This window comes from Stenotrophomonas sp. EMP41 (assembly GCF_047495535.1).
GTDB classification, from domain to species: Bacteria; Pseudomonadota; Gammaproteobacteria; order Xanthomonadales; family Xanthomonadaceae; genus Stenotrophomonas; species Stenotrophomonas sepilia.
Genome location: NZ_CP179923.1, coordinates 1869629 through 1893015 on the forward strand (window position 1 = coordinate 1869629; position 23387 = coordinate 1893015).

General features: G+C 66.3%; 20 protein-coding genes and 4 pseudogenes. 16 read left to right on the forward strand and 8 right to left on the reverse strand.

Translation table 11 applies throughout. The annotated features are described in order from the left end of the window. Positions 1 to 15 precede the first annotated feature (15 nt). On the forward strand, positions 16 to 1050 hold the full coding sequence (locus ACMGRF_RS08575; RefSeq protein WP_049441223.1) for a methionine synthase: 1035 nt from the start codon (positions 16 to 18) through the stop codon (positions 1048 to 1050). Between the two features lie 632 nt (positions 1051 to 1682). On the opposite strand, the gene ACMGRF_RS08580 is transcribed toward ACMGRF_RS08575, so the two are convergent. Continuing rightward, complete coding sequence (locus ACMGRF_RS08580) at positions 1683 to 1895, reverse strand: hypothetical protein (RefSeq protein WP_049441220.1); 213 nt, start codon at positions 1893 to 1895, stop codon at positions 1683 to 1685. A 66-nt stretch (positions 1896 to 1961) separates the two neighbouring features. On the opposite strand from ACMGRF_RS08580, the pseudogene ACMGRF_RS08585 reads away from it, so the two are divergent. After that, positions 1962 to 2315, forward strand: a pseudogene (locus tag ACMGRF_RS08585) (hypothetical protein); the annotation flags it as partial. Then, positions 2254 to 2588 (forward strand): annotated as a pseudogene (locus ACMGRF_RS08590) (LysR substrate-binding domain-containing protein); the annotation flags it as partial. The pseudogenes ACMGRF_RS08585 and ACMGRF_RS08590, both read left to right, overlap by 62 nt. Before the next feature lie 65 nt (positions 2589 to 2653). Here ACMGRF_RS08590 and ACMGRF_RS08595 read toward each other — a convergent pair. Beyond that, positions 2654 to 3868: a hypothetical protein gene (locus ACMGRF_RS08595; RefSeq protein WP_414485831.1), complete on the reverse strand. Its 1215-nt coding sequence runs from the start codon at positions 3866 to 3868 to the stop codon at positions 2654 to 2656. A 185-nt stretch (positions 3869 to 4053) separates the two neighbouring features. On the opposite strand from ACMGRF_RS08595, the pseudogene ACMGRF_RS08600 reads away from it, so the two are divergent. After that, positions 4054 to 4350: pseudogene (locus ACMGRF_RS08600) on the forward strand (PfkB family carbohydrate kinase); the annotation flags it as partial. 60 nt (positions 4351 to 4410) lie between these two features. Beyond that, the gene (locus ACMGRF_RS08605; protein ID WP_262258069.1) at positions 4411 to 5340 is read left to right on the forward strand and encodes a DUF6708 domain-containing protein; all 930 of its coding nucleotides are present in this window, start codon (positions 4411 to 4413) and stop codon (positions 5338 to 5340) included. A 4-nt stretch (positions 5341 to 5344) separates the two neighbouring features. Here the strand turns inward: ACMGRF_RS08605 and ACMGRF_RS08610 are convergent, their stop codons facing one another. Beyond that, complete coding sequence (locus ACMGRF_RS08610) at positions 5345 to 6919, reverse strand: CocE/NonD family hydrolase (protein ID WP_414485832.1); 1575 nt, start codon at positions 6917 to 6919, stop codon at positions 5345 to 5347. An 802-nt stretch (positions 6920 to 7721) separates the two neighbouring features. Between ACMGRF_RS08610 and ACMGRF_RS08615 the strand changes: the two genes are divergently transcribed. Together ACMGRF_RS08615 and ACMGRF_RS08620 are read left to right on the forward strand one after the other, a co-directional pair. Beyond that, positions 7722 to 8462: a DNA/RNA non-specific endonuclease gene (locus tag ACMGRF_RS08615; RefSeq protein ID WP_049410777.1), complete on the forward strand. Its 741-nt coding sequence runs from the start codon at positions 7722 to 7724 to the stop codon at positions 8460 to 8462. Between the two features lie 104 nt (positions 8463 to 8566). Further along, a complete protein-coding gene (locus tag ACMGRF_RS08620; RefSeq protein ID WP_099495909.1) occupies positions 8567 to 9262 on the forward strand; it encodes an HAD family hydrolase in 696 nt (231 codons plus the stop codon). Between the two features lie 11 nt (positions 9263 to 9273). Here the strand turns inward: ACMGRF_RS08620 and ACMGRF_RS08625 are convergent, their stop codons facing one another. Next, positions 9274 to 9504, reverse strand: a complete 231-nt coding sequence (locus tag ACMGRF_RS08625) for a hypothetical protein (protein WP_099495910.1) — start codon at positions 9502 to 9504, stop codon at positions 9274 to 9276. Beyond that, on the reverse strand, positions 9501 to 9926 hold the full coding sequence (locus ACMGRF_RS08630) for a VOC family protein (protein ID WP_049410787.1): 426 nt from the start codon (positions 9924 to 9926) through the stop codon (positions 9501 to 9503). Before ACMGRF_RS08630 ends, ACMGRF_RS08625 begins: the two co-directional genes overlap by 4 nt. Positions 9927 to 10264: 338 nt before the next feature. Here ACMGRF_RS08630 and ACMGRF_RS08635 point away from each other — a divergent pair, with 338 nt between their 5' ends. Next, positions 10265 to 12682 (forward strand): aminotransferase class V-fold PLP-dependent enzyme, encoded by a 2418-nt coding sequence (locus ACMGRF_RS08635; RefSeq protein ID WP_414485833.1) that lies wholly within the window; start codon positions 10265 to 10267, stop codon positions 12680 to 12682. 26 nt (positions 12683 to 12708) lie between these two features. Here the strand turns inward: ACMGRF_RS08635 and ACMGRF_RS08640 are convergent. Both ACMGRF_RS08640 and ACMGRF_RS08645 read right to left on the reverse strand, forming a co-directional pair. Then, positions 12709 to 13146: pseudogene (locus tag ACMGRF_RS08640) on the reverse strand (helix-turn-helix transcriptional regulator); the annotation flags it as partial. Beyond that, positions 13143 to 14069: a LysR substrate-binding domain-containing protein gene (locus tag ACMGRF_RS08645; protein WP_049410792.1), complete on the reverse strand. Its 927-nt coding sequence runs from the start codon at positions 14067 to 14069 to the stop codon at positions 13143 to 13145. The pseudogene ACMGRF_RS08640 and the gene ACMGRF_RS08645, both read right to left, overlap by 4 nt. Positions 14070 to 14160: 91 nt before the next feature. Between ACMGRF_RS08645 and ACMGRF_RS08650 the strand changes: the two genes are divergently transcribed. Beyond that, positions 14161 to 15201: a hypothetical protein gene (locus tag ACMGRF_RS08650; protein ID WP_414485834.1), complete on the forward strand. Its 1041-nt coding sequence runs from the start codon at positions 14161 to 14163 to the stop codon at positions 15199 to 15201. Beyond that, positions 15198 to 16079 carry a TolB family protein gene (locus ACMGRF_RS08655; protein WP_099496001.1) on the forward strand — a complete coding sequence of 294 codons (882 nt, stop codon included), beginning with the start codon at positions 15198 to 15200 and terminating at the stop codon, positions 16077 to 16079. The genes ACMGRF_RS08650 and ACMGRF_RS08655 overlap by 4 nt, the downstream gene beginning before the upstream one ends. Before the next feature lie 7 nt (positions 16080 to 16086). Here ACMGRF_RS08655 and ACMGRF_RS08660 read toward each other — a convergent pair whose 3' ends face one another. Beyond that, on the reverse strand, positions 16087 to 17442 hold the full coding sequence (locus ACMGRF_RS08660) for a sigma-54 interaction domain-containing protein (protein WP_099487150.1): 1356 nt from the start codon (positions 17440 to 17442) through the stop codon (positions 16087 to 16089). 397 nt (positions 17443 to 17839) lie between these two features. On the opposite strand from ACMGRF_RS08660, the gene ACMGRF_RS08665 reads away from it, so the two are divergent. From ACMGRF_RS08665 to ACMGRF_RS08690, 6 genes are all read left to right on the forward strand, one after another. Continuing rightward, positions 17840 to 18370, forward strand: a complete 531-nt coding sequence (locus ACMGRF_RS08665) for a hypothetical protein (RefSeq protein WP_049438401.1) — start codon at positions 17840 to 17842, stop codon at positions 18368 to 18370. Then, positions 18367 to 18984, forward strand: coding sequence for a hypothetical protein (locus ACMGRF_RS08670; protein ID WP_049438400.1), 618 nt, complete (start codon positions 18367 to 18369; stop codon positions 18982 to 18984). Before ACMGRF_RS08665 ends, ACMGRF_RS08670 begins: the two co-directional genes overlap by 4 nt. 43 nt (positions 18985 to 19027) lie before the next feature. Then, entirely contained in the window at positions 19028 to 20344 is a 1317-nt protein-coding gene (locus ACMGRF_RS08675) for an adhesin (RefSeq protein WP_414485835.1), read from the forward strand. A gap of 99 nt (positions 20345 to 20443) precedes the next feature. Continuing rightward, positions 20444 to 21148 (forward strand): C39 family peptidase, encoded by a 705-nt coding sequence (locus ACMGRF_RS08680; protein WP_414485836.1) that lies wholly within the window; start codon positions 20444 to 20446, stop codon positions 21146 to 21148. 13 nt (positions 21149 to 21161) lie between these two features. Next, entirely contained in the window at positions 21162 to 21911 is a 750-nt protein-coding gene (locus ACMGRF_RS08685; RefSeq protein ID WP_049410818.1) for a hypothetical protein, read from the forward strand. A gap of 49 nt (positions 21912 to 21960) precedes the next feature. Then, positions 21961 to 23265, forward strand: a complete 1305-nt coding sequence (locus ACMGRF_RS08690; protein ID WP_049410822.1) for a transporter — start codon at positions 21961 to 21963, stop codon at positions 23263 to 23265. The last annotated feature ends 122 nt before the right edge of the window (positions 23266 to 23387 follow it).

The following is a 23387-nucleotide window of genomic DNA, read 5'->3' on the forward strand; positions in this document are numbered from 1 at the left end:
AGGACACACGACACAATGCCGACGAAGACGCTGCTCCCCACCTCCACCGCAGGCAGCCTGCCCAAGCCTTCCTGGCTGGCCGAGCCGGAGAAGCTCTGGTCACCGTGGAAGCTGCGGGACGAAGCCCTGGTTGAAGGCAAGCAGGATGCGCTGCGCCTGTCGCTGCAGGAACAGCAGCATGCCGGCATCGATATCGTCAGTGACGGCGAGCAGACCCGCCAGCACTTCGTCACCACCTTCATCGAGCATCTCAGCGGCGTCGACTTCGAGAAGCGCGAAACCGTGCGCATCCGCAACCGCTACGATGCCAGCGTGCCGACCGTGGTTGGCGCCGTGAGCCGCCCCAGGCCGGTATTCGTCGAGGATGCGAAGTTCCTGCGCCGCCAGACCACGCAGCCGATCAAGTGGGCGCTGCCCGGCCCGATGACGATGATCGACACGCTGTACGACGCGCACTACAGGAGCCGCGAAAAGCTGGCCTGGGAGTTCGCGAAGATCCTCAACGAGGAAGCGAAGGAGCTGGAGGCCGCCGGCGTTGACATCATCCAGTTCGATGAGCCGGCCTTCAATGTGTTCTTCGACGAAGTGAACGACTGGGGCGTGGCCGCCCTGGAGCGCGCGATCGAAGGGCTGAAGTGCGAGACGGCGGTACACATCTGCTACGGCTACGGCATCAAGGCCAACACCGACTGGAAGCAGACCCTGGGGTCGGAATGGCGCCAGTACGAGGAGTCGTTCCCGAAACTGCAGGCCTCCAACCTCGACATCATCTCGCTGGAATGCCACAACTCGCACGTGCCGATCGACCTGATCGAGCTGGTGCGCGGCAAGAAGGTGATGGTCGGTGCCATCGACGTGGCCTCCAATACGGTGGAAACGGCGGAGGATGTGGCCAACACCCTGCGCAGGGCGCTGCAGTTCGTGGACGCCGACAAGCTCTACCCGAGCACCAACTGCGGCATGGCGCCGCTGGCGCGCGACGTGGCCAGGGGCAAGCTGCGCGCGCTCAGCGCGGGGGCCAGGATCGTGCGCGAAGAGCTTTCGGCGTAGCCCCAACCGGGGAAGTGCCGCCATTCCGGCGCAGCGAGGATGGAATCTGGCCGGGCACAGACCAGGTTCCACCTCGCCCCTGCACCTCGGGCCGGGCCGTCATCGCACGTGGCCGCAGCGCCAGCGCTTCCTTGATCCTCCCCATTTCCCCCGATCCGGCCTCAGCCAGGCGCCGGGCCTGCTGCCGCTGCTCCCGCGTCATTGCCCGCCGGGGCACGGCGCCCGCGTCGTGCGCAGCGTCCACCAGCCGCGCCACCGCATCGCGCAGGGGCAACTGCGGGCAGAGCCGTGCCGCGCACCAGCGTTCGGCGTATCGCTTTGCCTGACGTACGCTGGCGGCGGACACGACCTTGCTCTGGGACATCCTGCGCGCGTCCAGGCACATGCGGAACCCGAGCACGGCATGCGGCACGATTCTGGCCACTGAACGGCCGTTCCACCACAGGTCCCAGCGCTCGCCGCTCTGCACCCAGCCCGAGGGCCGGCGGGCTATCATGAAATCGGGAGCGCTGGAGGGCGAATGCATGGCCGTAAGAATACGGTCGGCCGTCGCATGGACTGAGATTGCGGAGTGGCGCTGGCAACCTCACAACGCTTCTGCCGCAGTGAAGCCCTCTTTACCACTCCCCTCTTTACCACTCTGGGCCGAGCAGTTTCTCCACCTCGGTTTCGGGCCTCTTGGCGGCTTCCTCCTTCGAGGCCACCTTGATGCACAGCCCGGACTGGGCGGGCCCGAGGGTCAACCGGTAACGGTTGATGGTGCCGCCGCCGTCGCCATCCAGTTCCACCCGGGCCACCCGGGTTCGGCCATTGGCGTTGAAGGTCCAGCCCTGGTAGTCGAACATCGTTGAGTCCACCGCAACGCCCTGAATGGCTCCCACCTTATGCGGGGAGGTGCGACACCCCGCCCGATGCTCGCTTCCTGTTCCTCTTTCCTCATCTGGGCGGCCGTGACCGTGGCGACCCTCGGCCTGCTGTTCCGGCCATTCCGCATTCCGGAGTACGTGTGGGCACTGGGGGCTGCTCTTCTGCTTCCACTGCTGGGAACGGTGCCGTTCGGCACGACCTTGCACGCGGTGGCCGAGGGCCGCGATGTCTATCTGTTCCTGATCGGCATGATGATGCTGGCCGGGCTGGCCGGGCTGGCCGGGCTGGCCGGGCTGGCCGGGCTGGCCCGGCGCGAAGGCCTGTTCGACCCGGCACAATCATTCCCTGGCACGCAAGCGCAAGGTGGAATGGGCGGATCTGGCCAAGCGCCAGTTGATCACCGTGCACCGCACAAGCGGCAACCGCACGCTGCTGAATGGTGCGTTGGCGCGTGAGAGCCTGAAGCTCAGCTGGCACTACGAAGTGCCCCACCTGTCGACTCATTGGGCATGGTCGAGGCCGGCATCGGCGTGTCAGCGCTGCCGAAGATGGCCACGCCGTACGGGGATCACCCCACCCTGGTGACACGCGCGATCGGCAACCCGGTAGTGTCGCGCACGATCGGCATCGTCCGCCGCCGTGGTGCCCTGCTCTCGCCCACGGCAGAGCGCGCCACCTCTCCTGTCCGCAGCAATTCCCTGCGGCGCCTACTGAAGGCTTCCTCGGTCCCGGTGCCTCATACCGGGTCGAGATTCAGATCGGCAACCTTGCCGAAGGGCATGACGGTCAACGCCTTGCAGCTTCCCTTCTCGATTGAATCACTGGGATTCTCAGCGGATTTTACGATCCCGTAGCCTGAGCCGCTCTTGTTGAAGACGGCGGCGCCGCTGTCACCGGACGCGCATGCAAGTTCGGAGCCCTCCACTCTTCCCCAAGTGGGTGCACAGACTGCAGCACCACATACGCCCAACGGGGCGTGCTGCACCGATGTGGCGGTTCCGCAACTGAATCCGGTGCGAGCCCCTCGGAAGCAAAGGAGGCCATGCAGTGGAAGGTCCGCATGGATCAGTATCAATGCCTTCGTCTGGTACTCACCCTTCAATTCTGCGAACACTTCCTGGAGCGGTGTATTTCCAGCAGGAAGCGAATGCCATTGAACATCGTGACTACCGTCGAAGAGCGCGTCCTGGAATGTCAGTGGCATCATGACCTGCGGGCCACCAACCTCATGACCGTAATTGCTGTAAAGCAACTGATCATCGCAGTGCGCTGCCGTAAGGAGCCCTTTCACCTTGGTCAGCTTGTGCCGAACCGCAAGGCCGCTTGTGCACATCCTGCCATTGGCAGTCAGGATCGCCCCACCGGCGGTGTACGCCGAATTGCGGAAGGGATCCCTCCCAAGGATGATGTTGACCTTCAGCTTCGCAGCCTCTTCAATCTTGCGCTTGGCCGCTTCATACGATTTTACATCGGCTCCACGAACCGAAACGTCAATCATGCCCAGCTCGGGGCGGCCGTCCACACTCACTGCATCAGGTATGAGTTCGACCACGAGTGGAACGACTCTATGCATGGTTTCGGAGAACTCCTTCTCCGTGTACGGATACCCCTCCTCGAACTCGACCCTGATCGATGAGTCGCTCACTCTGAAGTGCCGGACCGCCTCCATCATGTTTCCCTTCAGTCCAACAACGAGGTGTTGATCGGGCATGTTTTCAATCGAAACAAATGCGAGCCGATCACTGTATCGCCGTTTCAGTTCGGCGATGACCGAAGGTAGCTCGGATTCAACTTCCAGCCTGCGCTTGGCGGTGTCGAGTGACACGCCGTTCGCACTCATGTAGGCCTTGGCAGCGATATCCGATTCCTTCTCCGAAAATGCCTGGCCTGCCGGCATGACCGCGAGACTCTGAGCTGACGCGAGAACAAGCAGAACTGATGCTAGCGACATCTAGGTTTCCTCCATGGAATGAGTTCAGGAGCCAGTGCCGGCTCCACGGCCGAAGGTAGCAGGAAACCTCTTTGCGCTCGGCGGGGCAGGAGGGCCATTCACCGTTTCGCGATGCATTGCGCGCTTCAACGCAGGTGTGCGTCGCGCCAGATCAAGCTTAGCGCTGGTAGTTCTTCAGAAACAGCCAGGTAATCAGCACCGACCATCACGTGCTCGGTGCGCTGCTGCTGGGACGCGATGGAACCCGCGCGCAGGCTCCTCCGAGGCCGCTGCCCGGCATCGTTGATCGCATCGGCGGTGGCGATGCCTTTGCCGCCGGCATCGTGCACGGATTGCTGTCCGGGCTGGACGCAGAAAGCACCGTGCGCTTCGGACTGGCCGCGGGCGCGTTGAAGCACGCCATTCCCGGCGACTTCAGCCCTGCCCGCGAAGCTGAAGTCCGGGCGCTGATGGAGAGCGACCAGTTCGACGTTCGTCGCTGATCTCCCCCAGGATAATCCCGCTAGAATCCAACGGGCGCTGGAATCGCGCAGGGATCGCCCATGGATTACACCGGATACACGCGCAAATTTCCCAACAACCGCCCGCTGAATGCGTTTGATCGTGAGCACCGCCTGCTGCGGAAGAAGCGACTGGATGTCGCGCCGCTGGCGCAGCTGTGCGTGGTGAAGATGAATTCGAACTGCCTGGTTTCGGTGGATCGCTGGTTCGCCGCACGTGGCTTTGCAGCCCTGCTAGGCGCGATCGGCATTGCCTTCGGGCTGGGCGGCATGCTGATGCTGCTCTGGTTGCTGGTCGTGAACAGGCTACCGAACGAAAACGGCCTGTGGGAGGCGATATTCATAGGCATGGCGATGCTGGCCGTCTTCACTGCAGCGAGCATATGGGTGGCTTGCCTCGAGCTGTTCCGTTGGACCTACTATCCGATCGCGCTTGATCGCAAGCATCGGCAGATACACGTGTTCCGGCTGGATGGCACCACCCTCAGCGCGCCCTGGGACCGGGTGTATTTCACGCTTGGCCGCGGAACCGGAACCTTCGGATGGTACAACTGGGATGTCCGCGGACTGATCCTGGACGCGGATGGCGTGACAGTACGGGAGACGTTCGCGTTCTGCATCGCGACCTCCCGCATCGAGAACGCGTATGCCCACTGGGAGTTCCTGCGGCGCTACATGGAAGAAGGACCGGCAGCCGTCGTGGATGCGGTGCACTACTGCATGCCGCTGGACGGCAAGCGCGGGAGCTTCGCGTCCTGCAAGGAGCGCATCTTCGCCGAAGACGCGCAGCTCCCGGGTTTCATGTGGCTCACGATGCTGCCACTCAACTACCTGCACACGATCATGCGCTGGGTGGTGATGCAGACCAGCAGGATTCCGCGGTTTCCACCGGACATCGAGGCGCACCTGACACCGGACGCCGGTGATCCCTGTGTACGCGACGCTTCGATGAATCCACCGGACCTGCGCTGACCCATCAACGCAAAGGCACCTTCAGCACCGAAGGCGCGCTGGCCGGCGAGCTGAAGGTGACCGCACCGCCCAGCTGGCTGATGCCCGCATAGCGCAGGTCCACGGTATCGACCACCAGGGTCAGCCGGCTGCCGGCCGGGAGGTTCCAGCTGCTGGCTTCCAGGCGAAGATCGATGGTTCTCGGCTGGCCGGGCGTGGCACCGCGCAGGGTGTACGGCTTGTGGCTGATCAGCTGGCCGTTGCCCAGCACATCTTCGGCATACAGGTAGGCATACAGCGTGGTGTTGGCGCGGGTGGGCGTCACCGTCAACCGCACTTCCGGTGCGCCATCCAGGCGGCGTGCGCTCCAGTAGACCGGGCCCTGCCAGACGCCTGCGGCGTTGCGGCCAACGAACGGTACATAGGCGCCGGGCGGCAGGTTGAACATCTGCAGCGCGCCGGACGCCATCACCACGCCGGAGTTGGCGGCCGTCAGCAGGCCGCTGCCGATCCGGTAGTTCCAACCGGTGCCACCACCGCTCTCGGCCAGCCCTCCGGTGGGCAGCAGCAGCCCGGTCGGCGCGGTCAGCCCGTAGCTTACGGCGCCGGTAGAGGTGGCCTGCCAGTCCGGATAGCGGCTCCAGCTGCCCTTCTGCGACTTCAGCTGCACCGCCGGCTGGCGATCGATGCCATTGGCCACGCCCTTGAGGTAGTGGTCGAACCAGTCGCCCACCGTGGCATAGACCTCATTGGGAATGCCGAGCGCACCGAAGGCTTCGTTGAGGGCGTGGTCGCCATGGCGCAGCTGCAACTGCTTGGGTCCCTTCAGGCGGGTGAAGAAGTCGACCAGTTGGCCCGGCGGAAACAGGCTGTCGTTGAAGGCGTTGGCGAGGAATACCGCGGGTTGGTTGGCATTGATCTCATCAAGGCTGCTGGCCGGGCTGCGCTGTGCCGCCACCGGCAGCAGCGAGTCCACCGCCCCCTGGTAGTTGCCGACCAGCACATTGCCGTTGATGGTGGCCAGTTCCGCGCCGGGGCGGCCAGTGGCCAGGCCCGCTGCCACCAGCAGGGCGATGCCCTGCGCGCTGGGCGTGTCATGGCTGTAGAGCGACGCCTGCAGGTCGGCCCAGCCGCTGAGCGCGGCAACGGCCTTGATGCGCGGGTCGCGTGCCGCCGCCAGCAGGCTGGTGCCGGCACCGTAGGAGATGCCAGAGACACCGATCCTGGCCGGATCGGCGCGGGTGTTGTCCAGCGCCCAGTCGATCAGCGCACTGACATCTTCGACCGTGGCGGGCCCGGCGATGTCGATGCTGCCGCCGGACTCCCAGAAGCCGCGCGAGCTGTAGCTGATGACCACATAGCCGCGCTGCGCCAGCGACTGTGCCACGCCCACGTACTCCACGCTGGGCACTGCCCAGCTGCTGGGCATCACCAGCAGCGGATAGCGGCCACTGCCGGCATCCTGCGGTTCGATGACAAAGGCCCCGAGGGGCGTGCCATCCCAGCTGGGGATGGTGCGATGGGTGGTCTTGACCGTGGCCGCCAGGGCCGTGGGCGCCAGCCCGGTCAGCAGGATCAACAGCAGCAGAACCTTGCGCATCGTTGTCTCTCCCCGTCGGTGGTGGTGCAACGGGTCGGACCGTACCAGTGCGAATGGTGGCTCGCACCTTGCGACGCAGCATGCCGCTTTCGGAGCCGACAGCCCAGGCGCATCGATGCGAAACCAGATTCAGGCGCGGTGGACGACCCACACCAGCAGGCCCGCCAGCGGTATCAATGCCAGCATGCCAACCACGCCCAGGCACCCGGATTGCCCACGGCGCGACCTGGAATCCTGCGGGTGTGATCGCAACCAGTCTGCATGACAAGTGCTGCAGTAGAAGCGCTGCTTCCCGTCTCGCCAGGCGCCGATGGTACGTGCGTCGTGCAGCGCCGCGCTGCCGCAGCGCCCACACTTGAAACTGCGATGTGGCGGACGCTTCTGTCGACGCAGCGCAGCCACGATCGCTATTCCGACGACGGCAACAACAGCAGCCCCCGCAAAGACGTCACTGCTCATCATTCCCCACGTGCAATGCCAGGGCTTTCCCAGATGCCGGGTATGGTACCGAGTCGCGCAGCCACTGTGCCACGACGCCCTATCACGCGCGCGTGTCAGCCACGGACCAGGTGATCTGACACATCACCAGTGCTTGCACCCGGTCACAGCTTCGCGTTCTCGTCGTTGACCAAAAGACGACAGCTTGTGACGCTTGCGACACCGCACGGCCTCTGTGGCCCCGTCATCGCGGTCAGTCCCACCGCACTCCGCATCACCCGTATCCGCAATGCCTTCACATGACACAGGCCTGGCCTCGTCGTGGCGGGCAGCTGCGTCCCGAACTCTTTGCTGGAGAATCGCAATGCGCCTTGCAAGCTTTGTCTTTGCCTTCGTCCTCAGCGCCTTTGCCGGCGCAGCCCAGGCCCAGGTAGTCACCCTCAACAAGGGCGGCTTCGTGCTCACCTACGACTGCAGCATCCACAGTGCCACCCGCTACGAGTACACGCTTACCGCCGATACCGGTTCCGCGGCGCGGCCGTCCAGCTTCTACAAGGACCCGGACCTGCCGGCCGGCTGCCTGGGCCAGACCAGCACGGCCTCGTATGCCAGCATCAAGTCCGGTTATGACCGTGGCCATCTGGTCACGTCCAACCACATGGATTACGACGCGACCTACATCCGCCGCGCCAACTACATGACCAACATCGTTCCGCAGGTGTCCAGCTTCAACCAGGGCATCTGGGTGAAGGCCGAGAACGTGGCCGAGTGCTACCGCGACATTGCGCCGGTGGACGTCTACGGTGGCGTGGTCTACGGCGATGCCGCCAACGACTATTTCCTGGCCAGCCACGGCATCCCGACGCCGGAGTTCTTCTGGAAGACGATCATCACCCGCGACCCGAATACGGGAACCGCCAAGGCGATCAGCTGGATCATCCCCAACGAGGCCAACCTGGGCAGCCTGGACAACTACCTGGTGACGATTGCCGATCTGGAGGAACTGCTGGGTGCGAGCTACGTGGCGATCAACGCGCCGGCCTCGCTGAAGAACATGCTGCCGGCCAGCACGTGGCCGCAGCCGGCCGGGTGTGATCTGGGCTGACCGGTCCACTGGGATCGGGTGGCACCCGGCCCGGGTGCCACGCGGGGATGGCTGTGGGAAAATGGCCTGCAATTGAATCACTGCATTGCGCCCTGGAGTTGTAGATGTCCCGTTTTCCCTTCGATGCCGTGCTCTTCGACTGCGACGGCGTACTGGTCGATTCCGAGCCGCTGGTGGCCCGTGTGCTTTCGGAAATGCTGACCGCACGCGGCTGGCCGCTGACCCCGGCTCAGGCCGGCGAGGTCTTCCTCGGCCAATCCGTGGCCCATCTGGCCGGGCTGATCGCAGAGCGCACCGGCAAGCCGTTCACGGAGGAATGGCTGGAGGAATTCCGCCAGCAGCGCAACCGTGCGCTGGAACAGGACCTTGAGGCGATCCGGGGGGCGCCCGAGGCCGTGCGTGCGATCGCCGCGGCGACCGGTGGCCGCATTGCCTGCGCCTCCGGAGCAGACCTGCACAAGGTGAAACTGCAGTTGGACAAGGTCGGGCTGCTCGATGTGTTCGGGGCCAATGTGTTCAGTGGCCAGGACCTGCCCCGCACCAAGCCGCATCCGGATGTGTATCTGGCGGCCGCTGCGGCGCTGGGCGTGGACCCCACGCGCTGCGCGGTGATCGAGGACACCGTCACCGGCGCGACTGCGGGCGTGGCCGCCGGCGCCACGGTGTTCGGCTTCAGCGAAGGCGGCCCGCACCACAGCACGCCGGAGGCCCTGCGTGCAGTCGGCGCCCGCGTGATCTTCCAGCGCATGGAAGACCTGCCGGGCCTGCTCGCCGCCTTCGCGGCCGACGCCGTCGCCTGACGGCATGGCCCTCAGCGCGCAGCGCCCGCCGTGGCGCTGCCGCGCTTGCCTGCATAGTGCAGGACGAACAGATACAAGCCGGTGAAAAGCTGCAGGAACAACGGCGGCAACGGCGAATAGGTGATCCAGGCCGAAGGCTCGCCCTGCCCCAGCCCGCGCGCCACGAAATTGGCGACCACTGCCAGCGTGAACACGATGGACGTCCAGCGATGCACGGGCCGCGCCCAGCCGCCACGGCTCATTGCCGGCGCCTCGCGTCAGATCGTGCTTCGATCATCTTCCAGCCGTTGCCGGATGGGTCACGGAATCCGGCATCGACCGCGCCATAACGCTCGATGGGTTCCTGGATGAATTCCACGCCCTTGGCCTGCCATTCCACATAGCGCGCCCTGCAATCGTCCACCGCCAGCACCAGCGGCGGCATCGCGCCCTTGGCCACCAACTGCCGCAACGCCTGCGCCGTGGCGGCGTCGTGGGTGGGTGGGCCGGGCACGAACAGGCCCAGCTGGAAACCCTGCTGGCCGCGGTTGCGCACTGTCAGCCAGCGATAGCCGCCATTGCGCACATCGGTGTGCACCTCGAAGCCGAGCGTGCCGACATAGAAATCGAGCGCTTCATCCTGGTCACGCACATACAGGCCGATCGTATCCACCGTATTTGACATGCAACACCTCCTCACAAGTGCGGCTACGTTACGCCCCCCGGCCCGGCGCCGCTTCTCCAAAACTGCGCCAGTGGCCGCGACGCCCAGCGTGGAGAAACCGGGGGTCAATGGCGCCTCCGGGGCGCATGAATACGCAGATCGGCAACAGCGGATAATCCACCGGATGATTAAGTCCACTTAATGTGATGCCAATCACGCACGCACACAGGAACGCATGGGATAACCGCGCCAGCCCGGTCCATCGGCACCATCACGCTGCCAGGGAGCGCACCATGCAGGACGTAGCGCAAGGCCAATGCAAAGTTGTGTCCGACAGCCGCTGGTCACTCAGTACCTTCATGGAATTCTATGAGCGGGTATTGAGTCCTCGCATTTTCCACCCTTACGGGAAGCTGCTGGCCAGCGAAGTCGCCAGCGACATCGATGGCGGATTCGTGGTCAGGGACGTGCTGGAAGTCGCCTGCGGCACCGGGGTGATCACCGCAAGCCTGTATGAGGATCTTGCGCGGCCACGGGGCCTGCGGCTGGTGGCCAGCGATCTGTCGCAGACCGCGGTGAACATGGCCCGGCGCGTCCTGAGCCCGGAGATCCAGCAGCACGTTCCGCTGTTGGCCGACGTGGACATGGCAGAGCTTCCGTTCGAGGACAACAGCTTCGATGTGATTGTCTGTGGCTTCGGCCTGATGTTCCCGCCGGACAAGGCGCGCGTGGCCAGGGAGTTCCGCCGCGTGCTGCGGCCGGGCGGGCGTGTCTATGCCACGATGTTCCACTACAACCAGCTCTTCGAACTCACCCGCCAGCAATCGCAGCTGCATTTCGGCATGCCCTCGCGGCTGATGGACGCTGCGCTGAGCCTGACCGACCCGTCGCCAATCACCCGGGCTTTCGCGATCGAAGGCCTGTCCAGGGCCAACGATCTGCCTGCGGGGCTGCATCCCCTGTCGTTCTCGCTGGATGCGGCCGGCGCGCGCGAGTTCCTGTTCAACGCCTGCATCCTGCTCGAGGAGTTCAACCAGTGCGACACCGGCACCCGCGAGCACTACCTGGACCTGATGCTCGCGCAGTTCCGCAAGGACGTGCCTGACCAGCGCTATCGGGTGGAGGCATGGCTGCTGCGCGGCCAGGCTGATCCGGCCCATGCGGGCACGACGCTGGATATCACGCCCCCCGATTTCTCGCCGCTGCTGCGGTGCCAGCAGCTGACCCATCGCGCGTCCTGCGTGGGCACCGAGCGCGCCGTCCCTGCGCACGAGGCGCAGGCGCTCGATGCATTCACCGCGGCCAGGGCGCAGTTCCTGACCGAGCATCCGGGCTTCCCTGACGCATCGGTAGAGAAAATGCGCAACGAGGAGTACGCACGACTGGATGAGCAGCACGTGACGTACCTGGATCATGTGGGCGGAACCCTGCCACCCGAAAGCCTGCTCGATCAGGACCTGCAGGCATTGAAACACGCGATCCTGGGCAATCCGCACAGCGGATCGAAGGCCTCGCAGGCCGCCTACCAGCAGGCACGGGACGCGATCTACGCCTTTTTCGGCTGTTCGCCGGACGAGTACGAGGTGATATTCACTGCCAACGCCAGCAGCGCGATCCGGCTGGTGGCGGAATCGTTTCCCTTCCAGCCGGGCACGCAGCTGCTGCTGACCAAGGACAATCACACATCGGTGCATGGCCTGCGCGAATACGCCAGGGCCAAGGGCGCCTCGGTGAAGTACATCCCCTTGGACGACGACCTGCTGCTGCACGGGGACCTGATGCAGCGTGCGCTGCAGCGGCTGGGCGATGGCGCCCCGCATCTGCTCGCCTTTCCCGCCCAGTCCAACGCGACCGGTGCGCGACATGACCTGGCCTGGATCGCTCGCGCGCAGGCGCATGGTGCGATGGTGCTGTGCGACGCTGCCGCACTGGTTCCGCAGGCGCGGCTGGATTGCGGCGCCCTTCAACCGGACTTTGTGGTGGCCTCGTTCTACAAGATCTTCGGCTACCCCACCGGCGCAGGATGCCTGCTTGCCCGCCGCTCGTCACTGCAACTGCTCAGGCCACCGTCCTTTGCCGGTGGCGGCGTCTGCTACTACTCGGGCCCGTGGTCGCCCACCGAGCGGTTGCTGTATCGCGATGCCGGGCAACGCTTTGAGATCGGAACACCCAATTACGCCGCGTTCCCGGCGATCGCCCGGGGCTTTGCCTTCGTGGCGCGGATGGGCGGCGTCGAGGCCCTGGCGCTGCGTTCCGGTGCACTGGCCCGGTGGCTCGAGGCGCGCCTTGCCGCGCTTCGCCATACCGTGCGCGGCGACACACCGCTGTGCCGCGTGTACGGCCCGCCGGCACAGCACAAAGGAGCGACGGTGATGCTCAACTTCTTCGACTGCTATGGCTCGATCATGCCGCATGCCCGCATCAAGCGCCTGGCCGACCGCTTCGGCATCACCCTGCGCAATGGATGTTTCTGCAACCTCGGGGCCGTCCAGCAGGCAACCTATGCCACCGCAGGTGCCGAGCACTGCGAACTGGACAAGACCGGGAAGATCCTCGACTGCACCGCCTTCGATGAGAAGATCCTGGACAAGGGAGATTGCGGCGCGGTCAGGATTTCATTCGGGCTCGGGTCGAACTTTGCCGACGCCTACCGCTTCCTCATGTTTGCGACGTGCCTGCTGGACACCGATGTTTCAGGTCTTGAAGGTGCGCTCGCCGGAAGCGATCCCGCGGTCGATGCCGGCCGTCTCCGTGCCGCCCCTGTCGTACCGGCCTGACGCTCCGCGGCGGGCACCACCGGCGGCGCGCCACGGCGGCGTTGTTCCAGCACGGACGTGTCGAGGCAGGGCCGCTGCGCGGCGCGCGCGTGGCATTCGGGCACGGCGCCGCGCAGCGGTGGGTGCCGGCGTTCGCGTGCGCGCACGTTGCCGGGGCTGTCGCCGGTGATGTCACGGAAGATGCGGCCGAAGGTGCCCAGGCTGCTCCAGCCGGTCTGCGCGGCGATCTCGGTGACCGGCAGGTCGGTGTCACGCAACAGCGCCACGGCCCGTTCAATGCGGCGGCTCAGCAGGTAGCGGTGCGGCGGCAGCCCGAATGCCTGCTTGAACGAACGCGCGAAATGCGCCGCGGATACGGCACTCACTTCGGCCAGGCGGGCCACCGTCCAGTCCTCGTGGCTGGCATGGTCCATCCGGTCCTTGGCACGCAGCAGGCGTCGCAGCAGTTCAGGGCTCTGCTTCATGCCGTCACCGTGCGCGCCAGATGATGTCGCGCCGCATGCCTGGCCTGCGCGGCCTGCTCGACCAGCCAGTCACCGAATGCAATGACCTTGGCGCTCCGGCTGCGCGCCGTCGGTGCCACGAACCAGAAACCACGCCCGTCGCTGGCCACACCGGGATGCGCCTGCACCAGGCGCCCGCTGTCCAGTTCGGCCTGGAACAGGATTGGCGAAGCAATGGCGATGCCCTGCCCGGCAATGGCCGCGCCGACGTCCAGATGCTCCAACGCAAAGGGGCTGACCAGGCTCTCCTCGGCCGGCGGCGGAACGGCACCATGTGCGGAGAACCACAGTGCCCACCAGTCGGGCCTGCCGAGCAGCGGAATGTCCAGCGCCCGGCGACCGAGCCCGGCCGCCGCCGGCAGCAGCGCCGGTGCGCACAACGGGGTGAAAATGCTGGGGAACAGGGGCGTGGCCTGCAGCCCGGGCCACGCACCATGCCCGTTGCGGATGGCGGCATCGAAACGCCCGGCGGCCAGGTCCTGCGGCTCTGCCGACAGGTCCAGTTCCAGCACGATGTTCCGATGGCGGGCGCGGAAGCTGCCCAGCCGCGGCGTCAACCAGCTGGTGCCCAGCGTGGGCAAGACGGACAGGCGCAATCGCGCCGCATCCATGTCAGCGGCACGCATGAAACTGGCGCGCAGCGCGTCGAAGGCCCGGGTGGCCTCCACTGCGACGCTCGCACCGGCGGCGGTCAATTCCACATGCTGTGCATGGCGCAGGAACAGGCAGGTGCCGGTCTGGGCCTCCAGCCGGCGCACGTGGTAACTCACCGATGCCGCGCTGGTGTCGAGCTCCTCGGCGGCACGGGCAAAACTGCCCAGCCGCGCCGCCGCTTCGAAGGCGCGGATGGCGACAAGCGATGGAAGCTGGCGTTGGGTCACCATAAGTGTGGCTTAGCCTGAGCCCGGATATCTGCGTGGTCAATCCCCCTCGCACCCGCAACGATGGAGGCACTTCCGGCAAGGGATCACGCACATGGATCGACGGCAGTTCCTGGCCACCTTGGCCGCAGTGGCAGCCTCAAGCGCCTTGCCCTCGGGGCGGCCCCTGGCCAGCCACAGCGAAGACTGGAAATGGTTGCAGGGCAACTGGCGGGTCCGGCACCAACGCCTGAAGGAGCGCCTGGTGGGTGATACCCGCTGGGAAGCCTTCACCGGCGCCAGCGCGGTCTGGCTCTCCCTGGGCGGGCTCGGCACCATCGATGACAACGTCATGGCGCTGCCTTCGGGTCCCTACAGGGGCCTGGGCGTGCGTGCCTTTGATCCGGTGTCTTCCACGTGGTCGATCTGGTGGATCGATGGACGCACCCCTGCTCATATCGAAGCGCCCGTGCGCGGCGTCTTCGAGGGCGACGGCGGCAGCTTCCGTGGTCGTGATGATTTCAAGGGACGCCCCATCGACGTCTGGTTCCGCTGGCATGACATCCATGGCGAGGAGCCTTGGTGGGAACAGGCATTCTCCGACGATGCCGGCGCGCACTGGGAAGTGAACTGGCGCAACTGGTTCCGGCGCACTGCGGCAGCCCCTTCTCCGCTTCCGAAGCTGCCGGATGCACCGCGCGATTTTGATTTCCTGGTGGGCCATTGGAACGTGCGCCATCGTCGCCTGCGCGCTCGGCTGGCGGGCAGTGATGCGTGGGACGCGTTCAACGGCACCCTGCACAACTGGCCGGTACTGGGAGGATTCGGCAACGTGGGCGACAACCTGATGGACGTGCCGGGAGCACCGCTGCGCGGCATGGGCATCCGCGCCTGGAGCGCCGCTGAGCGGCACTGGCTGAGCTGGTGGCTGGATGGCCGGGAGCCGACCCGGATCGGCGCGCCCTTGCGCGGTGGTTTCGAGGCCGGCGTCGGTCGCTTCTTTGGCGAGGACCAGCACGACGGTCGCGCGATCCAGACGCGGGTGATCTGGTCACGTAACACCCCGCGTTCGGCGCGCTGGGAACAGGCGGCTTCGACCGATGGGGGACGCAGTTGGGAAACCAACTGGGTCAGCGACTTCGAGCGGCAGGCATGAAAGCGCGGCTGGCCGTGATGCTGCTGGTTGCTGCGTCGCCCCCTGCGACTCCCTCAAGCGTGCTGCAGATCGTCGGCTCCGCTGAACGCTTTGCGCCGGGCGTTGCATCCACGCAGTACGACGAAATTCGACTGACCCTGAGCCCAGATGGAAAGACCGCACTGTGGTTCAGCCGCAACCGGCCCGGCGGTCCGGGCGGGTATGACATCTGGGTCTCCCGCCACGATGGACAGCGCTGGCGGCCGGCGACGCCGGTCTCGTTCAACACGCCGGGACGTGACTTCGATCCCGCCTTTTCCACCGATGGCCGTGTGGTGTATTTCTGCTCGGACCGCGCAGGCGGCCAGGGCGGCGACGATCTGTACCGGGTCAGGATTGGACGCGACGGTCGATTCGGCGAACCGGAAAATCTCGGGCCTGCGGTAAACAGTGCGGCCGACGAGTTCGCGCCGATGCTCTCGCCGGACGGTCGTACGCTGTTGTTCTCCAGCGATCGTGCGGGCGGTGCCGGCGGCCATGACCTCTACAGCGCGGCGATGATCGGCGGCGTCGCGCAGCCGGCACGGCCGCTGGCGGGTGACCTCAATACCGCAGCGCAGGAGTTCGATGCCACCTTCCTGGGCGACGGCCGAACGGTGGTGTTTGCCCGCGCCCTGGACTTCGCCACTGCACCGGTGCGCCAGTTCATTTCCTACGACCGTGGAGGTCGTTATGACGCGGGCCATGCATTGCCCTCCCCGGTGAACGAAGCCTCCGGCGACAGCTACGGTGCGATGCTGGATGGCTCGCAACCTGACACTTTGACCTATTCGGCGCGGCGCGCAGACGGTGCGGGGTTGGACCTGTACCGCATCCGCTACCGTTCGGGCGAACCATGATCCGCACTCAGCGCTGCGCCGGCAGCTCCAGCCGATGCTTGCGGCACAGCCGGTACACGGTCACCCGCGAGATCTGCATCTGCCGTGCGCACTCGGAGACGTTGTAGCCGGTCTGGCGCAGGGTCTGCAGCAGCACATCGCGCTCGGCCTGGCCGCGGGCATCGTGCAGCATCGCCCCCGGCGGCGCATGCCCGGGCCCACCCAGTTCGAGGTCACGCTCGCTGATCAGCTCGCCTTCGGCCATGATCGCCGCCCGCTGCACCCGGTTGAGCAGTTCACGCACGTTGCCGGGCCAACCGAAGCGTCGCATCGCCTGCAGCGCAGCGGGTGCGAAGCCACGTGCACGCACGCTGTGGCGCAGTCGGAAGCAGCGCAGGAAGTGCTCGGCCAGCAGTTGCACATCGGCGCCACGCTCGCGCAAGGGCGGCATCAGCAGGCGCAGCACATTGAGCCGATAGTAGAGATCACTGCGGAACCGACCCTGCGCCACCGCGTGTTCCAGTTCCACGTGGGTGGCGGCGAGTACCCGCACATCCGCCCGCAGCGGCTGGCTGCTGCCGACGCGCTCGAAGGTGCCTTCCTGCAGCACGCGCAGCAGGCTGGTCTGCGCCTCCGCTGGCAGGTCGCCCACTTCGTCGAGGAACACGGTTCCGCCGTGTGCGGCTTCGAATACGCCTATCTGCCGCTTGTCGGCGCCGGTGAACGAGCCGCGCTCGTGGCCGAACAGCTCCGACTGCACCAGGTTGGCCGGAATGGCACCGCAGTTGACCGCGATGAACGGCTTGCCCGCACGGCCGGACAACGCATGCAGCGCGTGAGCCGCCAGCTCCTTGCCGGTGCCGGTTTCGCCGGTGACCAGCACTGGCAGTTCGACCGGCGCAAACTTGTGCAGCACGATGCGCACCGCATGCAACGCAGGACTCTCGCCGATCAGTGTGCGCGGCCCCTGGCCGCCGCACACCTCGCTGGCAGAAGGATCATCTGCGTCGAACTGCTGGCGCATCGCAGCCACCAGGTCCTGCAGGCCGAAAGGCAGCGTGAACCGCGAGATGCAACGCTGCAGCAAGGGCTGCCACGCCGCAGGCGTGGGCCCCGCGCCGGGTGGCAGCACCGCAAGCCAGGGCAGATGCGCGTGCTGTTCGATCCATGGCGCCAGCAACTGCAGCGCGGGCGTATCCAGATGGCGAAGATCCAGCACAGCGAGCAGCCGATCACGCCCGCGCAGCCCGATCGCCATCGCCGGGTCGGGATGGATGCGGCGCACGTACCAGCCTGCGGCCGCCAGCGCGCTGCGCTCGTTCGCCAGCGGCTCGCCGAACCAGAGCACGCAACGCGATGTAGAAGCCTCCGGGACCGCCGCCATGCTTCCCCCAGCATCCGGACATCGTCGGCGGACTGTCAGGCAATCACCGGCGTGCCGCCCTCCGCCGGGACCTCTACAGCCGCCGCAGCGGCCTTTGATGGGCGGATCCTAGCGCTGCGCTAAACGGCGGCGCAATGAGCGCCGCGTCAAGAGAGCACCGGCTGAAGCGGCATCGTTACAGTCCGCGACGGCACCTGTAACACCCGTGTGACAGTCGGGCGCCCGCCTTGCCCTGCGGCGCTTGGTACAGCGCAATCCCAACATTTTTCCGACGCCGCTGTAACAGCGCGGCAGCAGACCCCCTGCGTCTGCCACCACCTGGCGCCATGGCAGCCAAGCCTTGCAGGGTTGGCACGGTTGATGCGTGGTTCCGCCGCACCCACCACGGGAGATCGGCATGGACGGCATCACCCCCATTCGCGGCCTGCTGGCAACGCTGGCCGTGGCCCTGCTGTCGGTTGGCGCGAGCGCCTCTGCCTCCGGTGCACGCCAGGGCGTGAAGGCTCAACCGGGCGAAATCGTCCTGTTGCGTGATGTGTCCGCACGCCCGGCCTATCGCATGGCACCGCCCGGCATGGCGCTGATCGCCGACCCGAAACCCCAGCGCGAGATCGCGGCGGCCCTCGGTGCGGGTGCCCCGGCAAACGGGATGGACGAGCTGAGCGATGAGGACTACGCAGGCATGGGGGCAGGTCACGCCGCCACAGCCACCACACCCGCAGGCACCACGGTCGAACGTGTGACGCAGCAGGCATTGGGCGGCACGCTCGGCCGCAGCGGTGACGGCATGGTCGGCAGCAGCCTCGGTGGCGCCATGAACGGCCCGCTCGGCGCGGTCGGCAACAGTACCCGCGGCATCGGCGATACCGTGCGCGGCGCTCTCGGCCAGTTCCCGCTGCAGGGCATGGCCCCGGCAGGTGGCAAGTGAGGCGGGCGCACTGGCTGCTGCTGATCCTGCCTGCCACGCCGTTGATCGCGCAGGCCGATGACTACAGCGGCATGCTCGCCTACCTCGACGTTGCCCGCATCGACGGCCATGCACTGGCCGGCGCGAACGGCGCCATCGCGGTCAACCAGGCGGCCGGCGACCTCAATCTGCAGGCCAACCTGCGCGGCATCGCCACTGGCGAACATGCCGACGTCTCGATCGGCAACCGACAACTGCGCGGTGGCGACCGCGTGCTGGGTGCACCGGTTCACGCCACCGCCGTCATCGATGGCAAGGCGCTGGCCGGTGCCAGCGGTATCGCATCCATCAACCAGGCCAGCGGCATCGCCAACACGACGCTCAACGTCGTCAGCGCGACACTGGCCCGACAGGGCATACGCGAAACCGACGATACGGCCTTGGCCGCCGAGGGTTCCGCGTTGGCAGGGGGGCGGGACGACGCCGGTCGCGGCGTCGCGACGGGCACCCGCAGCGCCGGTGTCACCAGCACCGCGCTGCGGGGATTCGACGGGGTCCTGCAACTCAATCAGATCGCGGGCAGCGGCAATGACACGGCCAATGTGCTGGGCCTGGTCGTGCAGGACCGCCCGTGACAACCACCCAACCGATGCACCACCTGATGAGAGAGAGGGCACCATGAAAGCGACCGTCAAACGGACCATGCTCGCCATGGCGATTGCCACTGCCTCGACCGCCGCTGCGGCCAATGGCTGGGACAACCAGAACGCCAACGCGAACATCAACCACACCCACACCGTCAGCGAAACCCGCAACGACACCCACAATCACACCGACAACGACGTGCGCAACCGCACCGTCAACGTCAATGTGCAGAAGCACAGCAACATCCAGGCCGACGAACGCAAGGAAAAGAACAACCACGGCGTCGACGTGAACCTGGAGAAGGACCTGCGACTGAGCACCGACATCAATTTCTCCGGCGACCCGAACATCACCGGCGACATCGACCTCGACTCGGCGGCCATCGCCGTGATCGACAACCGCCAGTCGATCAGCAACAACGCCACCAGCAACAGCCTGGTCACCAACAGTGCCTCCATCGGTGACAGCGTGGGCGCAGGTGCCTCCGGCAACCTCGGCTTCAACGTGGTATCGGGCGACAACAACGCCCAGGACAATGCCGCGTCATTGTCCGCCGCCGACGCGTCCTTCAGCTTCGGCATGGCCGACGCCGAGGTGTTCGTCAACCAGGCCGGCTTCGGCAACGCGACCATGAACTCCGGCGTCACCAATGCCGCAGGTCTGGGTGGCAATGCCTTCGGCGGTGCATCCGGCAACATCGGCGTCAACATTGCGTCGGGCAACAACAACGAGCAGAAGAACGCGCTGGCGGCGTCGGTCGCGACCACCGCGGTGGCGCAGTCGAGCATCAGCTCCAACCAGGTCTCCACCGGCAACACGGTCAGCAACGCCGGCTTCGTGCAGTCCTACACCGATACCGTGCAGGTCGGCATGCGTGGCGGCGTCAGCGGCCTGACCCTGGCCTATGGCGCCGGCACCTACCGCGGCACCGGCAACGCCTACCAGATGGCCAACTACTATCTGGATACCTGGAGTGGGGAGCTGCCACACCCGGGTGGCAGCAGCACCGGCCATATCGATCTGGACGACGAAATCCAGAACGCCACGATGAACCCCAACCGGCCGGGGGTGGGTGGCCTGGGCTTCGATACGCGTGAGAGTGGCACCAGCCAGTTCGTCGAACTGGGCGTGGCCGACCTGTATGCCAGCCTCAGCGGCACCGTCAGCACCACGCGATGGGTGAATGTGGATGCGACCAACACCTCGGCGTTGTCCGGCAGTGCCTTCTCCGGCGCCTCCGGCAACATCGGCGTGAACGTGGCCGCGGGCACCGGCAACCTGCAGGCCAACAGCCTGGCCCTGGCAGTCGCCCAGCCCAGCACCGGCGGCGGTGGTGGCAGCGGCGAGTAAGCGCAACACCCCGGCCGTCCGCCAATGGCCGGGTCCCCGGGAGCCCCTGTTCCTCCTCCCCCTTGGGACAGGGGCTCCCCCTTGCTGCCGGAGAATGCGATGTTCGGCCACCGTCTCTCGATACGCCTGCTGGCCTGCCTGCTGTCGCTGGGCGGCGCGTCCGCGCGGGCGGGCGACGTCGGCTTCGCCGGCGTACTGCCCAATGGCGCGCTGCTGCAGCAGAAGGTAGAGAGCATGCAGGAACGGCGCTACCGCAACGTGGTACGCCAGCACACCGATTACAGCTGCGGAGCGGCCGCACTGGCGACCCTCCTGCGCCATGCCTACCACCTGGACACCGACGAGGCGACGGTGATCGAAGGGATGATGGGGGTGTCCGACCCGGCGCTGGTGGCCGAGCGTGGCTTTTCGCTGCTCGACATCAAGCGCTACGTGGAATCGCTGGGCATGCGCGGGCGCGGCTATCGCATCGATGAGGCACGCCTGCGCACGCTTCGCGTTCCTGGTCTTGTCCTGATGGACGTGCGCGGCTTCCGCCACTTCGTGGTGCTCAAGCAGGTGCGCGGCGGCGTGGTCGAGGTGGCTGATCCCATCCTTGGCAACCGCAGCCTGGCGCTGCCTGAATTCCTCGCTGCGTGGCCATCGCGTGCCGTATTCGTGGTGATCGGCAGTGATTTCGATCGCAACACGGTCCTGCTGCAACCCAGCGAACGGCCCAGCGCCCGCGCGCTCTACGCGCGACAGGGGCCGATCACCGATGCCGAACTGGTCGATTTCGGCTTCAGCCACGCCGACCTGTTCTGAAGGAGGTTCCGCCATGTTCCGCCACCGTCTGTTGATGCTCCTGCTGCTGGCGAGCCCCGCCCTGCCCCTGCAGGCGGCGGATGCTGCGCCGGGACGCGGCCTGAAGGAAATTCCGGATTCCGAACTCAACCTGCTGCGCGGCCGCTACACCGTGGGCGGCAATACCGTCGCGTGGTTCGGGGTGACGATGGTCTCGCAGTGGCAGGCCGGCAACGGAAATGTATTGCAGGGTGCGTTGACCCTGGGCATGGACTTCCGCGGCGGCGGCAGCCCGAAACTGAGCTTCCAGCCCAGCGTGCACGTGACTGCCGCAGACGCGCCGCTGCCGGACACGCAGGGTCGCCTTATCGACAGCAGCGGCCTGGCCAACGCCAGCGGCCTGGTGCAGAGCGTGCAGGTGGCCGGCGATGGCAACGTCGCCCGCAATGCGACCACGCTGGTGGTACGCAATGGCGCGGTGCCGGCCCTGCCGGGTGACGGTGCCCATTCGATCAGTGCGCAGGCCGCAGGCCTCTCGGCCTCCGCGGTGCTCGACGGCAACCAGGCACGCCTGCTGTTGCAGGTAGATGGCCAGGGGCTGGTCCAGCAATGGATACGCAATGGCAGCGTCGGCCAGGGCATCGCCCTGGCCGGTGACGGCCAGATCGCCAGCAACCAGCTGCGGCTGGAACTGGTGCGGGATACCGCGGGCGGCAACCTGCCGTTGAGCCAGAACGTGGCCCAGGCGATTGCGATGAACCGCGGCATGGGGCCGGGCCGCTAGCACCACGGCACGGCGTTGGGGGAAGCGCTCCACAACGCAGGACACGAACATGCACACCTTGAAGAGGATCACCCCGTTGGCGCTGGCGGCGCTGGCGGGCACCGTCTTTGCCGCACCACCGGCGGCGGACGATGGCGCCGACGTGCAGGCACTGGCCAACCAGCTGGAGCAGCTCAAATCCAACTACGCACAGGAGGTGCGGCGGCTGCGCGAACTGGACATGCAGGTACAGGCGATGCAGGCGCGATTGAGTGGACGCACGGGGTCCACCGGGCCGGCAACGGCGGCGGCAACGGGCGCGGCAGTCGAGCATGGCTCGACGCTGCAGGCATCGCAGGGTAGCGAGGGCTACGCCAGCACGGCGGCCGAGGCACAGCAGGCGAAGCAGGAATCGCGGCGCAGCGTGGATGATGTGAAACAACAGCAGTCGGCGCTGTTCTCGCGCCGCTTCACCGTCGAGAACAGCCTCACCTACGCCCGCTACGACCGCAAGCAGCTCACTCTCAATGGTTTCCTGGCGCTGGACGCGATCTTCCTCGGCAACATCGCCATCGAGAACGTTGAATCCGATTCGCTCACCTACAACCTGGCCGCGCGCTGGGGTGTCAGCCCGAACCTGACGCTCAACCTGGACGTGCCTTACCTGGCGCGGCGCACCGTCTACCAGAAGGGCGGCGCCGGCGGTGCGGCGGCCGCGATCGCGCAGGAAGAAACCAATGGCAACGGGCTGGGCGATATCGGCTTGAGTGCGAACTACCGTTTGTTCGGCGAACGCGGCTGGCGCCCGGAAACGGTGCTCACCGCCGGAGTCACCGCCCCTACCGGGCGCGCACCCTACGGTCTGGACTGGAAGGTGATCGAGCGCGACGACGATGACTACATCCGCTTCGCCGTACCCAGGGAACAGCCCACCGGCAATGGCGTGTGGCAGGCCAATGTGGGCCTGTCGATGGTCAAGACCGCCGATCCGGCGATCCTGTTCGCCAACGTCGGCTATGTGCATTCGTTCCCGCGTGGTTTCGGTGATATCGACAGCAACCCCGATACGGTCAACCCGGGTGACGTGAAGCTCGGCGGCGCGGTCTACTTCGGCGCTGGCGTGGCCTTTGCGTTCAACGAGCGCACCAGCCTCAGCCTGTCCTTCAGCGACCGTATCAGCGCCCGCGCATCCACCCGTTTCCAAGGCGGGAAGTGGATGAAAGTGATCGGCAGCGACGCCAACGCGGCATCACTGAATCTGGGCGTGACGTACGCGCTGAACCAGCACACCACACTGGTCACCCTGCTCGGCATCGGGCTGACCCCGGATGCACCGGACTTCACGCTGGCGTTCAAGATCCCGTACATGTTGTAGAGACAGCGCCAGGCGCGATCCTGCGCCCCGGCAGGGCCTGGATTCATCTTCCGGCACCACAGCGGTCCCTGCCCGCTGCTATATTCAGCCCAGCTCGGCAGGCATGGTGCCTGCCCTCGAAT